Raw genomic sequence first — 13,922 nt, forward strand, 5'->3', positions numbered from 1 at the left:
CCCGGAACGAAGCAGAACCGCCGAAGTGGTGGGCTACGCGCCGGGCCGGCCACCTCACGCCTGAGGACCTGAGCGCGGGGGATCGGGCGCGGCCCTGCAGCGGAGCCCTGGCAGGTATTGTTTCGCCGTGCCCAACGCTCGTCCGCAATCCCGTCCGCCGCAGACCCGCGCGTACCGTTTCGTCGCCTTCTGCGTGCGACACCTCGGCTTCAGCCTGTGGAAGTACGACTGGCGAGGGCAGGAAAACCTCCCGAGGAAGGGCGGGTTCATCGCGGCGGCCAACCACGTCACCGAGATCGACCCCCTGCCCCTGGCGCACTTCCTCTACGACAGCGGCTACGAACCCCGGATCCTCGCCAAGCGCGCCCTGTTCGACTCACCGGTCGGGTTCGCGCTCAAGTGGACGAACATGATCCCGGTGGACCGCGGCACCAAGTCCTCCGCGCAGTCCCTCGCCGACGCCGGCAAACTGCTCGGGGACGGCGCCGCCGTCGTCATCCTCCCGGAGGGCACTCTCACCCGGGACCCCGACCTGTGGCCGATGGTCGCCAAGACCGGCATGGCACGCATGGCGCTCGCCTCGAAGCTGCCCGTGATCCCGATCGCCCAGTGGGGCGCCCACAAGACACTCCCCAGGTACGGCCGCATCCCCAGCCCGTTCCCCCGGAAGAAGGTCGTCATCTCGGTTGGCGAACCCGTGGACCTCTCCGACCTCTACGACAAGCCCCTCGACAGCACGGTCCTGACCGAGGCGACGGAACGGGTCATGGACGCCATCACGTCCCAGCTCGCCGGGATCCGCGGCGAGGAAGCCCCGAAGCACCGCTTCGACCTGCGCAGACACCCCGAATACAAGGCCAAGCAGACCGACTACCCGCCGGTGGAGCGCCCGTGACCGGCAAGCCGACGCGCGTCGCCGTCCTCGGCTCGGGTGCCTGGGGCACCGCGTTCGCGATGGTGCTGACCGACGCCGGATGCGACGTCGTGCTCTGGGGCCGCGACCCCGAGGTGGCGCGCTCCGTGACCGAGGACCACGCGAACCCCAAGCGACTGCCCGGCGTCACGCTGCCGCCGATGCGCGGCACCACCGACGCCGCCGAGGCGCTCGCGGGCGCCGCCATCGTGGTGGCGGCCATCCCGTCCCAGGTGGCGCGCACCACGCTCGAACCGATGAAGGACCTGCTCGCGCCCGACGCCGTGGTCGTGTCCCTGATGAAGGGTGTCGAGCTCGCCACCGACAAGCGGATGAGCGAGGTCGTCGCCGAGGCGCTCGACATCCCCGCGGGCCGCGTCGCCGTGGTCTCCGGCCCGAACCTGGCACGCGAGATCGCCGAGCGCCAGGTCGCCGCCAGCGTCGTGGCCGCGACCGACGAGGCGACCGCCCGGTTCGTCGCCGACGCGTGCTCCGCCCCGTACTTCCGCCCCTACACGAACGACGACGTCGTGGGCGTGGAACTGTGCGGCGCGGTGAAGAACGTGATCGCGCTCGCGGTCGGCATGGCCCAGGGGCGTGGATTCGGCTGGAACACCACGGCCACGCTGATCACCCGCGGGCTCGTGGAGATCACCCGCCTGGGGACGGTGCTCGGCGCGCGGCCGGAGACGTTCTCCGGCCTGGCGGGCATGGGCGACCTGGTCGCGACCTGCGCGTCCCCGCTGAGCCGGAACCACACGCTGGGCAAGCACCTCGGGCAGGGGATGTCCCTGGACGAGGCGATCAAGGCCACGGGCGGCACGGCCGAAGGGGTCAAGTCCTCCACGTCGGTCCTCGACCTCGCCCGCACCCACGGCGTGGACATGCCGATCACGGAGGGCGTCGTCGGCGTGATCGAGGGCAAGCTCCCCATCGACGACCTCGCTGTCGCCCTGCTCTCCCGCCCCCTCAAGTCGGAAAGCGTCTGACCGTCCCACGGCGCACCCGGCCGGACGCCCTGGTCGACCCGACGTGGTCGGCTCGACGTCGTGTGGTCGGTCGGATGTCGGATGATCGGCCGCTCGGGGGACCGATCATCCGACATCCGACCGACCACACGACATCCTGCCGACTAGTGCTGGACGTCCAGGACCACCCGGACCGGGTCCGTCAGCAGGAAGACGCGGAAGGGGCGCTCGGCCTCGTCGACGCCGACGAACGCCGTGCTGTAGCCCTCGAACCAGGTGCGGTACAGGACCTCCTCCACAGCCTCCGCGTCCGCCGGGCGGATCGGCGTGCGGTCGGCGCCGGGGACGCCGGAGTCCGTGGGCGCCGCAGTTCCCGAGATCCTCACCTCGAGGATCGCGTCCCCCGCGACGTCCACGAGGTGGCCGCTGCCGTCGTCGCGCGCCTCGGGGACGTAGCGGACGTCCCATCCGGGCGTACCGGAACCCGTGCCGTCCAGGTCGAACACGACGCGGTCGAACCCGGGGTGGACGCCCGTCCGGATGTCGGTGACGGTGAGGAAGGTGTCGCCGCCTCCGCTGGTCGGCTCGGCCAGGTCGGGACGGGTGTCCGCGGGGAAAGGCGCCGCGTCCCCAGCGTCCCCGTCCTCCCCGTCCCCGTCGTCGCCGTCCGCACTGCCGTCACCGTCGGATCCATCGCCGTCGTCGTCGGCGTGCTCACTGCCGTCGGACGGCGCGCCGGTGCCGCCGCCCGCCGTGCTCGACTCCGACGGCGTGCCGGCCGGCTCCTCGCCGTCGGAGGTGCAGCCAGCCGCCACGAGGGCCAGGACCGCGGGCAGGACGAAGGCGGTCGCGAGGCTTCGTCGCAGGCTCATACCCGCAGCGTATCGGGCCGCAGCGCCCTGTCCAGGTCGGCCCACAGATCCTCGACGTCCTCGACGCCCACGCTCAGGCGCAGCAGGTCCTCGGGCACCGTCCCCGACTCCGTGCCCCACCGCCGTCGCCGCTCGATCAGCGACTCGACCCCGCCGAGCGACGTGCCCGGGACCCAGAGCCCGCACCGGGCGACGACGGCGTCCGCCGTGGCGCCGGGCCCGTGACCGGGATCCGGCACCGGCCGCATGCCGATGACCGCTCCGAACGTGCCCATCTGGGCGGCCGCACGTTCGTGCCCCGGATCACCCGGCAGCGACGGGTGCCGCACCTCCGCCACGCCCGGGTGTGCGGCGAGGCGCCGGGCGAGCTCGGCCGCGTTCGCGCAGGCCCGCTCGAACCGCAGCGGGAGGGTGCGCAGGCCACGGAGTGCGAGCCACACCTCGAACGGTCCGGCGATCGCCCCGTGCAGCGTGCGGTGGCCGCGGACCCGTTCGGCGAGAGCGGCGTCGCTCGTGAGCACGGCGCCCAGGATCACGTCCGAGTGCCCCGCGAGGTACTTCGACACCGAGTGCAGCACGAGGTCCGCCCCGAGCCCGAGCGGACGCTGCCCGAGCGGCGTGGCGAACGTGTTGTCCACCGCCGTGCGCACACCGCGTTCCCGTGCCGCCGCCAGCAGCGCCGGGAGGTCGGCGACCTCCAGCATCGGGTTCGTCGGCGACTCGATCAGCAGCAGGTCGGCGCCGTCCAGGGTGGCGGCCACGGTGGCGGTGTCCGCGATGTCGACCCGCCGCACCGTGACACCGTGCCGTGCCGCCAGGTCGTCGGCGAACCCGCTCGTGGTCTGGTAGGCGTGGCGGGGCAGCACCAGCGTCCCGCCGTCGGGCACGAGGGACAGCACCGCCGCGATCGCGGCCATCCCGGAGGAGAACACGATCCCGCGCTCGCCCGCCTCCTCCAGCGCGGCCAGCGCCTCCTCGAACGCGTGCCACGCGTCGGTGTCGGCCCGTGCGTACGCGAGCTCGCCCGGCGGGACCTCGCCCTGGGAGACGTAGGTGCTGTTCAGCGGGATCGGCGGGTTGACGGCGCCGCCCTGCCGGGGCTCCGGCCGTCCGGCGTGCACGGCGAGGGTGGCGGGGGACAGGCCGGGGCGGTGCTGATCGATCATGCCGTGAGCGTACGACGGCGGCCGCGCGGCACCCCCGACCATGGCGACGGCCACCGTCGCGCCCGGCCCGCCACGACCGCCGTCGGACGCCACCGCTGTGGTCGGCAACGTCCCCGGCCCGCGGCGACCGCCGTCGGCCTCACCCCGTGCGCAGGTCCTTGCGCAGGATCTTGCCCGACGCCGACTTCGGGACCGCCTCGATGAACTCCACCAGGCGCACCTTCTTGTACGGGGCGACGTGCTCCGCGACGTAGCTCTTGACGTCCTCGCCCGTGAGCTCCGAGCCCGGCGTCCGCACCACGAACGCCTTCGGCAGCTCGCCCACCTCGTCGTCCGGCACGCCGATGACCGCGGCGTCCGCGATCTCCTCGTGCGCGATCAGGAGTGCCTCCAGCTCGGCCGGCGGCACCTGGTAGCCCTTGTACTTGATGAGCTCCTTGAGGCGGTCCACCACGTAGAACGCGCCGTCGGCGTCGACGGCGACGATGTCGCCGGTGTGCAGGAAGCCGTCGGGCTCGATCGTGGCGGCGGTCGCCGCCTCGTCGCCGAGGTAGCCCACCATGATGTTCGGGCCCTGGCACAGGAGCTCGCCCGGTGCGGAGACACCAACGCCCGGCTGCCCGATCTCCTCGCCGGTGGCGGGGTCGACGATCTTCGCGGTCATGTTCGGGATGAGCAAGCCGATCGAGCCGGGCGAGATGTCCTCCCGGTCGATCGGGATCACGTGGGAGACAGGGCTCATCTCGCTCATGCCGTAGCCCTGCAGCACGCGGCAGCCGGGCAGCCGGGAGGACACCGCGGCCCCGAGCTTCTCGTCGAACGGCGCGGCGCCCGACAGCATCGCCCGCACCGAGCTCATGTCGACCGTGTCCACGAGAGGGTGCTTGGCCAGCGCCAGCGCGATCGGCGGCGCGACGAACAGGTACGTCGCCCGGTGCTCGGCGATCACGCCGAGGTACTGCTCCAGGTCGAAGCGCGGCAGCGTGACGAGCGTCGCGCGCGTGTGCAGGGCCAGGTTCAGCAGCACCGTCATGCCGTAGATGTGGAAGAACGGCAGCACCGCGGGGACGACGTCGTCGCTGCGCAGGCCCAGGCCGTTGTTCTGGACCACGTTGGCGACGAGGTTGCGGTGCGTGAGCATGACACCCTTGGGCCGGCCCGTCGTGCCCGAGGAATAGGGGAGCACGGCGAGGTGCGTGGCCGGGTCGAACGACACGTCCGGCACCGGGCCGGTCTGGGTGAGCACGTCGGCGAGCGAGTCGTACCCGTCGGCGCCGTCGAGCACGACGACGTCGGACGCCGCCAGCCCTGCGATCTCCGCGCCGGCCGCGGCCGCGGGCAGCAGCGGCGACACGGTGATCAGCGCCTTCGCGTCCGAGTCGATGAGCTGCTTGGCCATCTCCAGGTGGTTGGCGAGCGCGTTCACCGTGGTGACGGTGACGCCCAGGCGCAGCAGGCCGTGGAAGACGATCGCGAACGCGGGCGTGTTCGGGCAGTGCAGGGCCACGACGTCCCCGACCGCGAGCCCCCGCGCCGCGAACCCGCCCGCGGCCGCGTCGATCCGCGCGACGAGCTCGCCGTAGGTCGTGCCCACGCCGCTCGGGCCGTCGATGATCGCGGTTCTCGCCCGATCGTCGTCGCCGAGCCCGGCGAAGAGGAAGTCGTAGACGCTCGAGTCGGGGATGTCGACGTCGTCGAACACGGACCTGATGACCACGGGTGCGCTCCTTGTCGTCCGTCCGGGGCGCCGTCGCCCCGGACCTGGGTCTTCGATTCCATCACGCGCCTCCCCGGGAGAACATCCCCGGTGGCGGCCCGCTGTCGAGGAAGGTCGGTCCGATGTCGCGAAATCGGTCCCCCGAGGGGCCGACCGCACGGACAACGGACCGACCGCTCGACATGTGGGGGCGCCGGTTCGGTCAGGCGCGGAACGCCGGGATCAGCACCGCGAGGAGCCGCGCCCAGCTCGGCGCCGCCGCGTACCGCGTCAGGCGCTCGCCCGTCGTCGCCGCGGTGCGGGCGCCGGCGAACCACGGCGGTTTCGGGAAGAGCGAGAACTCGCCGCTCAGCACGGACCGCGGGAAGTCGCGGAACGGCCCGGTCACGACGGTGCGCTCCGGCCCGGTCAGCAGGTGGCCGTTGTGCACGACGCCGACCCCGCTGCCGACGTCCTCGATCGTGCTGCCGGGGAACGCGCCCCATGTGGCCCCCGCCAGCAGGAAGCCGACGGCGGTCCAGGCGTTGACGGCGATCGTGCCGTAGTGCAGGCCGGCGAGCGCGTCGTCGAACCCCGCGCCCATCGCCTTCCGGGCGGCCGGGTCGACGACGACGTTCGCGCCCAGCGTGCCGTCGAGACGGTCGTTGGCGAAGGCCACCGCCGCGCGCAGGAACTCCGTCCCGGTCCCGGGGACCTGCTTCCAGGCGAGCACGGGTGCGAAGTACTCCGTGTCGCACGCCGGGTCGTCGTCGCTCGTGGACTCCAGCAGCACGCGACCGTTGATCGTCTCCGCGCCCGGGTGGGCGGCCACGGCGTCCCGCAGGCGGTCGCCCGATCCGGGGTACCAGGGCTCGCGCGCGGGAAGCCGTTCGAACGCGCGGCGCAGTTCGGCGAGGAAGGCGTCCCGCTGCGGCCAGTCGGCGCCGAGCACCACCATCTGCCCGGCGATGCAGTTGTGTCCCGCGTTGTGCAGCCGCATCGTGGCGACGTGCTCGGCCTGGAACCGCAGGTCGGCGTCGGACCACCGGCCGGGGACGACGATGATCGGCGAGACGCCGCCGAGCTCGCTCGTGATGGGGACGGCGAGGCGCGGGTCGTGCTCGGCGCGGCGGCGGTCCGCCTCGGGGCCGCGTCCCCAGACGATCGTGTCGTGGGTGGCCCGGGAGCCGGTGATGTGCACCTTGTCCACGCCGTCGTGCCCGGTCAGGTAGGCGCCGACGGTGCCGTCGCCGTTCACGACGCGGACCGCGCCGATGCGGATCAGCGGTGCGAGCGCTTTCTCGTAGACGCCGAACAGGTCCGCGAAGGTCGGGTTGAGCTTTACGAGCGACGTGCGATTGTGCGCGACGAGCTCGTAGAACGCGTCGAGCGGGGCGATCGACGAGATGTTCCCCGCGCCGAGCACGAGGCCGACGCCGCCGCTCGTGCCCACCGTTCCGGCGTCGAGCCCGGCCTCGCGGCGCACCTGCTCGGCCGAGACGCCGGGCGGCATCCAGACCTCGGCGGAGAAGCCGTGGAACAGGACCCGCTGCTGGGCGTTCCGTGGCAGCACCCGGACGGCCGTGCGGCCGCCGGGCGCGGGGCGCGCTGGGAGGCCGTCGGCTGGGGACTTGCCGCGGGCGATCGCCTCGTACGCGCGGGCGTAGGCGGCCGACGACTCGAGCGCGGCGTACGGGCCGCTCATCCATTCCTCGCCGGCCAGCCGCGAGCCGTCGGGGATGTTCTTGGCCCGCGCGGCCGTCTCGGCCCACTCCCGCGCGACGCAGGCGACGGCGTCGAACACCTCGCGGAAGACCTGCGCGCGGTCCGGGACGGGGAGGCCGGCCCAGCGGGCGGCGCCCGCGCGGAGCTCACGCAGCGCCTGGTCGAGCTCGGGTCGGGCGGGGGGTGCGTCGGTCACGGCCATCGCTGCGGTCTCCTTCGACTGCTGCTAGTTGTAACTGGAGTCAATTGCTCGCCTCCGGTGATTGTGCCCTGTTCCATGGCGCCTGCGCCAGGGTCGGTGGTGCGTGCGCCGAGGTCGACGGTGCGGGCCGAGGCCGACCGTGCAGGCGCCCGGGGCCACCACGTCACCGCCGGGCCCGGCGTGCCGCCCTCACGGCCTGCGGTCGACCCGTCGTCCGGTAGTGTCGGGGCCGATGTCGAACAGCACCGATTCCCAGCCGTCCACGCCCGATTCCGCGGCGGCCACGCCCGATCCCGGCCGCAAGCCGCGGGTCGTGATCCTGTTCGGCGGGCGCTCGGGCGAGCACGGGATCTCCGTCGCCACCGCGGGCGGCGTTCTGGGCGCCATCGACCGGGACAAGTACGATGTGGTGCCCGTCGGCATCACCCGCGACGGGCAGTGGGTGGTGGCCGACGACGACGCCGGCCGCTGGACCATCGCCGACGGCCGCGTCCCCGAGGTGCCCGCCGCTTCCGGCGAGGTGGTGCTGCCGCTGCGGGCCGGGTCCCGCGACGTGCGCGTGATCGAGGCGGGCCAGGTGCCGTCCGTGCTCGGCGAGGTCGACGTCGTCTTCCCCCTGCTGCACGGGCCGTACGGCGAGGACGGCACGGTCCAGGGCCTTCTGGAGCTGGCCGACGTGCGGTACGTCGGCTCCGGAGTCCTGGCTTCCGCGGTCGGCATGGACAAGCACTTCATGAAGATGGTGTTCGCCGGCCACGGCCTGCCGATCGGCCCGTACACCGTGATCCGCCCGGGGGAGTGGGACACGCGCCGGGACGAGGTCCTGTCCGAGGCGGCGGGGCTCGGCCTGCCGTTGTTCGTGAAGCCGGCGCGGGCCGGCTCCTCGCTCGGCGTCTCTCGCGTGGACTCCCTCGACGAGATGGACGCGGCCGTGCGCGCCGCGGCCGAGCACGACCCGAAGGTGATCGTCGAGGCCGGCCTCGACGGGCGGGAGATCGAGTGCGCGGTGCTGGGCGGCCGCGGCGGGGCTCGCCCCCGCGCGTCGCTGCCGGGCGAGATCGAGGTGACGGCCGGCGACCACGACTTCTACGACTTCGAGGCCAAGTACCTGGCGGAGGCCGACGTCGAGCTGTCCTGCCCGGCGAACCTCCCCGATCACGTGATCAAGGAGGTCCAGGAGATCGCGATCCGGACCTTCGAGGCGGTCGGCGCGGAGGGGCTGTCGCGGGTCGACGTGTTCGTCGGCCCGGACGAGCGCGTCGTCGTCAACGAGATCAACACCATGCCGGGCTTCACGCCCTTCTCCATGTACCCGCGCATGTGGGACGCGTCCGGCGTCCCGTACCCGGAGCTCATCGACGAGCTGATCCAGCTCGCGCTCGAGCGCCCGGTCGGCCTGCGGTGACCTGCGCACTCCTGGGGACGATCTCCGGATTCATCCTTTACTCCTGATTGCCTGGATGGCACCCTTACTGAGGATGTCATCGCAGGTCAAGGGGGTCCGGGATGGTCGTGGTCAGCCGGGTCGCGCCGGACGTGTTCCGCTGCACCGGCACGCACGTCAACTGGTACCTGCTGCGCGAGGGCAGGCATCTGACCCTGATCGACGCGGGCTGGACCGGTGACACGGCCGCCGTCGTCGCGTCGGTGGTGGCGATCGGGTGCGACCCGCGGGACGTCCGGGCGATAGTGATCACCCACGCCCACGCCGACCACATCGGCGGCGCGCAGCACTTCCGCCGCGAGTACGGCACGCCCGTGCACCTGGCCGCGGCCGACGCCGAGCGTGCCGCGAGCGGTGAGCTCGAGCGGCCGGGGACGTTCGACGTCGTGCGGCGGTTCCGCGAGCCCGGCGCCCTCCGGTGGGCCCTCGACGTGGCGCGGGCCGGGGCGTTCGGACGCCGCCCGCTGCCCGGCACCATCCCGCTGCCCGACGGCGACTCCTGGGAGCCGCTCGACCTCCCTGGCGGGCCCGTACCGGTGGCGACACCCGGTCACACCCCCGGGTCGACGTCCTACATGCTGCCCGGCGGCTTGCTGGCCACGGGCGACGCCCTGATCACCGCCCACCCGCTGGTCCGGCTGACCGGGCCGCAACTGGCCCCGGGGTTCTTCGCCCACGATCCGGCCGCCGCGGACGCGTCGCTCGACGTGCTGGCCGGACTGGACGCCGACGTCGTGCTCCCGGGGCACGGTCCGGTCTGGCGGGGCTCGATGGGCGAGGCGACGCGGATCGCGAGATGGCGAGCGGACGGCGTGGGCGCGAGCCTGCGCCACGGAGGGAGAAAGGCGGGACCGTGGCAGCGTTCTGGAAGCTCGAAGGGTTGACGGAGACCACCTGGACGCCGCGGGTCGACCGCGGCATCCTCACCGTCAGCGGGATCATGTTCCCCCTCGGGAACCTGGAGCGGGCGAGGATCCATCAGATCGGGAAGCCGCGCCGCCGGATGCCGGGCGGCTGGCCCGGGCAGGCGGCGGGAGTCGTCCTGCTGTTCGCGCTGGCCTGGGCGTGCTTCGTGCTGTTCGGCGTGCTCGAGCCGCTGTTCTGGGTGGGGCCGGCGCTCCTCGCGGTCGCGGCGGCCGCGCTCCTCGCCTACGGCATGCGCGGCGCGCCCTGCCCGCCGTTCGCCTGCCTGGAGATCGAGTCCAGCACGGGCTACGTGGTGCGGGTCTTCTCCCACAACAAGGACGGCGAGCTGGAGCGGCTGCGCGAGGCCGTCGGCCGGGGACACCACGACAAGGAGCACACGTTCTCCGAGGAGATGAAGCTGCTCAAGAACGCCCAGGACTTCTGCGACCTGGGCGGCGCGCCGGACAAGGTGGACGTGGTGCGGTGAGGTGGACCGTGCGGCGCAGGCCCGTGCCGTGGCGATCTCCCGCGACCTGCGGGAACACCTGACCCGGCGATGGGCCGACAGCTCGGATCTACATCGCCCGCCCGCAGGTCACATGGCGACCGTGCGCCCCGACTACCCCTCGAAGTGGTCCCACCCCGCCGCCACGGCCGGCCGGCGTCCGCCGATCGTGACGCGCGGTGCGGCCTTGCCCGGCGGGAGAACCTTGCCGATCCTGGTCCACCCTTCCGGCAGCCGGGCGTCCTCCGGGAACGTCGCGAGCAGGCCGTGGTCCTCGCCCCCGGACCAGATCCACTGGTTCAGGAGACGGTTCGCGGCCTCCGCCTGGCCGATGTCGCCGACCAGGTCACCGGCGCCGCCCGCACGCAGGGCCGACTGGGCGACGACGAGGGCGGCGTCGGACAGGGCACGCCGGTCGTCGCCGAACGCGGCCTCGTCCAGGTCCAGCCGCACGTCGGACGCCAGCGCGATCCGTCCGGCGTCGCGCAGCAGGCCGTCCGACACGTCGAGCATCGCGGTGGCGCCCGCGCGTGCGGCGTGCCGTCCCGCCTCCAGCGGCGGCTCGGGGCGCAGGTAGGCCTTGACGAGGGGGTGCTGATGCGAAGGGCGGATCAGCCCGGACTCGAGCAGCGCCAGCCCCGCGGCCGACCAGCCGCGCGTGCCCGCGTACGCGACGATGTCGCCCGGCTTGGCGCCGGCCCGCAGCACGGGCTGGCGCCAGTCCAGCGTCCCGTGCACGGTCACGTTCACGACGATCGTCTCGCCGCTCGCCAGGTCGCCGCCGACGACGCCCGCGCGCACCGGCTTGCACGCCTCGGCGAGTCCCCGGGCGAGGTCCTCGACCCAGTCCACCGGCGTGTCGCCGGGGATGACGAGGGAGATGACGAGCGCCGTCGGACGCCCGCCCATGGCCGCGATGTCGGCGAAGTTCTGTGCGGCGGCCCGGTATCCGACGTCGGACCCGGACGACCAGCGGGTCCGGAAGTGCCGGTCCTCGACGAGGACGTCGGAGGAGACGAGGAAGCGCCCGTCGGACGCGGCCACGATCGCGGCGTCGTCACCTGGCCCGACCTGCGTCGATCCGCCCACGGGCAGGAGAGGGAAGATGCGCCGCAGCAGCTCGTCCTCGTTCACGTCACGCACCCGCTCGGTCACGAGGACCACCCTATATAACGGGGAGCGGCGCGCTGACCAGGTATCTCGCCCGGAGGTGCAGGAAATGTTCGGAGAGCGGACGCGCCGGGGCCGCGATCTCCCTCCTCCCGGCCTGGATCCCGGGAACCAGGTACGGTGGCCGCGTGAATCCACGCCGAAAGGCACCACTGATCGCGGCGTTTCCCGCGACGGTCGCCGTGGTCGCCACCGCCGCCTGCGCCCCGACGATCGGCGTGTCCGCCGCACCGGACGCGGCCGACCCCCAGTGCGCGTCGGTGGTCCTGGCCCTGCCGGAGGAACTGGCCGAGGATCTGCCCCGGGCCGACACGAACTCGCAGGCCACCGCGGCCTGGGGAGAGCCTGGCGCCGCCGTGACCCTGCGGTGCGGCGTGGAGCCCCCCGGCCCGTCGGCGCAGTGCCAGAGCGTGGAGAGCGCAAACGGAACGACGGTCGACTGGATCGTGGCCACCGACGACGAGGGCACCTGGTCGTTCGTCACCTACGGCCGCGATCCGGCGGTCGAGGTCGTGGTACCGCCCGCGGTCATGGAGGACCACACGTCGTCGTTCGTCATCGATCTCGCCGGTGCTGTGTCGCTGGTCGAACCAGAGAGGACATGTCAGTGAGCACCATGAACACCACGACTGACACCCGCGTCCTGAGCGGACGCCATGCCGAGGCGCGACGCCAGGCCGTCAAGGCAGCCCGCCAGATCATGGTCGATTCGGGCGGTACCCGCAACGTCACGATCGCCGCGGTGGCGAAGGCGCTCAAGTTCACCTCGCCCGCCCTCTACCGGTACTTCCCCGGCGGTCGCGTCGAACTGCTGCGGGCCGTGCACCACACGGTCACCGAGCGCCTGGCCGCGCGGATGATCGTGGCGCGGGACAGGCAGCCCGCCGACGACGTGAGCGCGCAGCTCTACGCCCTCACCCACACGGTGTTCTCCTGGTCCATCGCGTACCCGGGTGAGTTCTCGCTGCTCATGGGGCCGGACTTCCACGAGGTCCGGGAAGGCGCCGAGCAGACCGACCGCGACATCGCCGCGATCATCGGCGGCGCGTACGTCCCGGCGTTCGCCATGCATCTCGAGCGGTCGACGGCGGCGCCCTGGCTGCCGCACGACGACGAAGTCCCCGAAGGGCTGCGTGGCCAGGTCATCGAGCACTCCCGCACGATCGCGCCCGGCATGGACGCGCCGCTGGGTCTCGGCTACCTGTGGATCGTGGCCTGGCGGAGCTTCTTCGGCGTGACGTGCATGGCTGCCTTCGGGCACCTGTCGTTCGCCTACGGCGACTTCGACGAGCTGTTCGACGACATGATGACCCAGGTGCTGGGGCTGTTCGGCCTGGAGCCGAGCGACCGCGTCGTCCCGGTGTCCGGGCTGGCCTGAGCGCCGGCCGGTTCAGCGGCGGTAGCGCAGCTGGGTCATCGGCTTGCCGCCGATCTCGTCGATGCGCTCGGTGCCGTCGGGCGCGAACCCGTGCCGGCGGTAGAAGTGCTGGGCGCGCTCGTTCTCCGCGAGGATCCACAAGGTCACCGACGCGCCGTCGGGGACGTCGCCGAGCACCTGGCGCATCAGGTCCCGGGCCACGCCGCTGCCCCATGCCTTGGGGTGCAGGTAGATGGCATAGATCTCGAGATCGCCGTCCTCGGCGTCCTCGTCGCGCGACGGCCCCACGCTCGTGAACCCGACCGTGCCCCCGCTGGTCTCCGCGACCAGGATGCGGGTGCCCTCGGCGGCGACCGCGTCACGCCACAGGGCCGCGCGTTCCTCCGCGTCGAGCGAGGACAGGTAGGAACCGGGGAGCATCTCCGAGTACGCGCCACGCCACGATGCGATATCGACGCGGGCGATGTCGTCGGCGTCCTCGGCCCTCGCGGGACGGATGGACACCTCGTCGAGCTGAGCCGCCATGACCTCACCTTTTCACCGTCGGGATCGTGCGTGCAACAAACGCCGTGCAACAAGCGGGGCAGCGTTCACGCAAAGCCTATGCGGACCCGTGACACACTCCGGCACGGACGACGACGCCCGTCCGCAGTCGGAACCACGGGCGGGCGTCGCTCGGAACAGACGCTGGGCGTCAGGCCGAGACGCGGCGCTGCACCTTGCCGGCCTTGAGGCACGAGGTGCAGGCGTTGACGCGCTTCGGGGCGCCGTTCACCACGGCGCGCACGCGCTGGATGTTCGGGTTCCAGCGGCGCTTGGTCCGCACGTGGGAGTGCGAGACGTTGTGCCCGAAGCCCGGGCCCTTGCCGCAGACGTCGCAGTTGGCAGCCACGGAGTCTCCTGAGTGTCGTGCACGTCCGTGCACACGAGCAGGACGTGGTGAGTGGTCGGTGAAAGAGATCTGCCCTCCGGCCACC

At 72.7% G+C, this 13,922-nt stretch carries 14 protein-coding genes; 7 read left to right on the top strand and 7 right to left on the bottom strand.

Annotated features, from left to right (window positions below):
* Positions 1 to 127 precede the first annotated feature (127 nt).
* On the top strand, positions 128 to 895 hold the full coding sequence (locus ACYVK5_RS15705) for a lysophospholipid acyltransferase family protein (protein ID WP_460706622.1): 768 nt from the start codon (positions 128 to 130) through the stop codon (positions 893 to 895).
* Positions 892 to 1,902, top strand: a complete 1,011-nt coding sequence (locus tag ACYVK5_RS15710) for an NAD(P)H-dependent glycerol-3-phosphate dehydrogenase (RefSeq protein WP_460706624.1) — start codon at positions 892 to 894, stop codon at positions 1,900 to 1,902. Before ACYVK5_RS15705 ends, ACYVK5_RS15710 begins: the two co-directional genes overlap by 4 nt.
* Before the next feature lie 143 nt (positions 1,903 to 2,045).
* Here the strand turns inward: ACYVK5_RS15710 and ACYVK5_RS15715 are convergent, their stop codons facing one another.
* From ACYVK5_RS15715 to ACYVK5_RS15730, 4 genes are all read right to left on the bottom strand, one after another.
* The gene (locus ACYVK5_RS15715; protein ID WP_460706626.1) at positions 2,046 to 2,753 is read right to left on the bottom strand and encodes an AMIN-like domain-containing (lipo)protein; all 708 of its coding nucleotides are present in this window, start codon (positions 2,751 to 2,753) and stop codon (positions 2,046 to 2,048) included.
* Positions 2,750 to 3,919, bottom strand: coding sequence for a trans-sulfuration enzyme family protein (locus ACYVK5_RS15720; protein ID WP_460706628.1), 1,170 nt, complete (start codon positions 3,917 to 3,919; stop codon positions 2,750 to 2,752). The genes ACYVK5_RS15715 and ACYVK5_RS15720 overlap by 4 nt, the downstream gene beginning before the upstream one ends.
* Positions 3,920 to 4,058: 139 nt before the next feature.
* Complete coding sequence (locus ACYVK5_RS15725; protein WP_460706630.1) at positions 4,059 to 5,636, bottom strand: AMP-binding protein; 1,578 nt, start codon at positions 5,634 to 5,636, stop codon at positions 4,059 to 4,061.
* A gap of 202 nt (positions 5,637 to 5,838) precedes the next feature.
* Complete coding sequence (locus tag ACYVK5_RS15730) at positions 5,839 to 7,542, bottom strand: aldehyde dehydrogenase family protein (RefSeq protein ID WP_460706632.1); 1,704 nt, start codon at positions 7,540 to 7,542, stop codon at positions 5,839 to 5,841.
* A gap of 232 nt (positions 7,543 to 7,774) precedes the next feature.
* Between ACYVK5_RS15730 and ACYVK5_RS15735 the strand changes: the two genes are divergently transcribed.
* The 3 genes from ACYVK5_RS15735 (at position 7,775) to ACYVK5_RS15745 (ending at position 10,379) form a co-directional block, all read left to right on the top strand.
* Positions 7,775 to 8,947, top strand: a complete 1,173-nt coding sequence (locus tag ACYVK5_RS15735) for a D-alanine--D-alanine ligase family protein (RefSeq protein ID WP_460706634.1) — start codon at positions 7,775 to 7,777, stop codon at positions 8,945 to 8,947.
* 101 nt (positions 8,948 to 9,048) lie between these two features.
* On the top strand, positions 9,049 to 9,870 hold the full coding sequence (locus ACYVK5_RS15740) for an MBL fold metallo-hydrolase (protein ID WP_460706636.1): 822 nt from the start codon (positions 9,049 to 9,051) through the stop codon (positions 9,868 to 9,870).
* On the top strand, positions 9,840 to 10,379 hold the full coding sequence (locus ACYVK5_RS15745) for a DUF6232 family protein (RefSeq protein WP_460706638.1): 540 nt from the start codon (positions 9,840 to 9,842) through the stop codon (positions 10,377 to 10,379). The genes ACYVK5_RS15740 and ACYVK5_RS15745 overlap by 31 nt, the downstream gene beginning before the upstream one ends.
* Before the next feature lie 132 nt (positions 10,380 to 10,511).
* Here the strand turns inward: ACYVK5_RS15745 and ACYVK5_RS15750 are convergent, their stop codons facing one another.
* On the bottom strand, positions 10,512 to 11,552 hold the full coding sequence (locus ACYVK5_RS15750; protein WP_460706640.1) for a thiamine-phosphate kinase: 1,041 nt from the start codon (positions 11,550 to 11,552) through the stop codon (positions 10,512 to 10,514).
* Positions 11,553 to 11,695: 143 nt separating this feature from the next.
* Here ACYVK5_RS15750 and ACYVK5_RS15755 point away from each other — a divergent pair, with 143 nt between their 5' ends.
* Together ACYVK5_RS15755 and ACYVK5_RS15760 are read left to right on the top strand one after the other, a co-directional pair.
* Positions 11,696 to 12,178, top strand: a complete 483-nt coding sequence (locus ACYVK5_RS15755) for a DUF3515 domain-containing protein (protein WP_460706642.1) — start codon at positions 11,696 to 11,698, stop codon at positions 12,176 to 12,178.
* A gap of 5 nt (positions 12,179 to 12,183) precedes the next feature.
* A complete protein-coding gene (locus ACYVK5_RS15760) occupies positions 12,184 to 12,945 on the top strand; it encodes a TetR/AcrR family transcriptional regulator (RefSeq protein WP_460706644.1) in 762 nt (253 codons plus the stop codon).
* A gap of 12 nt (positions 12,946 to 12,957) precedes the next feature.
* On the opposite strand, the gene ACYVK5_RS15765 is transcribed toward ACYVK5_RS15760, so the two are convergent.
* Together ACYVK5_RS15765 and rpmB are read right to left on the bottom strand one after the other, a co-directional pair.
* Positions 12,958 to 13,470, bottom strand: a complete 513-nt coding sequence (locus ACYVK5_RS15765) for a GNAT family N-acetyltransferase (protein ID WP_460706646.1) — start codon at positions 13,468 to 13,470, stop codon at positions 12,958 to 12,960.
* A 169-nt stretch (positions 13,471 to 13,639) separates the two neighbouring features.
* The gene (gene rpmB / locus ACYVK5_RS15770) at positions 13,640 to 13,837 is read right to left on the bottom strand and encodes a 50S ribosomal protein L28 (RefSeq protein ID WP_460706648.1); all 198 of its coding nucleotides are present in this window, start codon (positions 13,835 to 13,837) and stop codon (positions 13,640 to 13,642) included.
* Positions 13,838 to 13,922 lie beyond the last annotated feature (85 nt).

The sequence above is a fragment of the Myceligenerans halotolerans genome (genome assembly GCF_054782975.1).

Coding starts and splice junctions, on each gene's coding strand:
- ACYVK5_RS15715 (WP_460706626.1), bottom strand. CDS start 2,753: ATGAGCCTGCGACGAAGCCTCGCGACCGCCTTCGTCCTGCCCGCGGTC.
- ACYVK5_RS15720 (WP_460706628.1), bottom strand. CDS start 3,919: ATGATCGATCAGCACCGCCCCGGCCTGTCCCCCGCCACCCTCGCCGTG.
- ACYVK5_RS15730 (WP_460706632.1), bottom strand. CDS start 7,542: ATGGCCGTGACCGACGCACCCCCCGCCCGACCCGAGCTCGACCAGGCG.
- ACYVK5_RS15735 (WP_460706634.1), top strand. CDS start 7,775: ATGTCGAACAGCACCGATTCCCAGCCGTCCACGCCCGATTCCGCGGCG.
- ACYVK5_RS15740 (WP_460706636.1), top strand. CDS start 9,049: ATGGTCGTGGTCAGCCGGGTCGCGCCGGACGTGTTCCGCTGCACCGGC.
- ACYVK5_RS15760 (WP_460706644.1), top strand. CDS start 12,184: ATGAACACCACGACTGACACCCGCGTCCTGAGCGGACGCCATGCCGAG.
- ACYVK5_RS15765 (WP_460706646.1), bottom strand. CDS start 13,470: ATGGCGGCTCAGCTCGACGAGGTGTCCATCCGTCCCGCGAGGGCCGAG.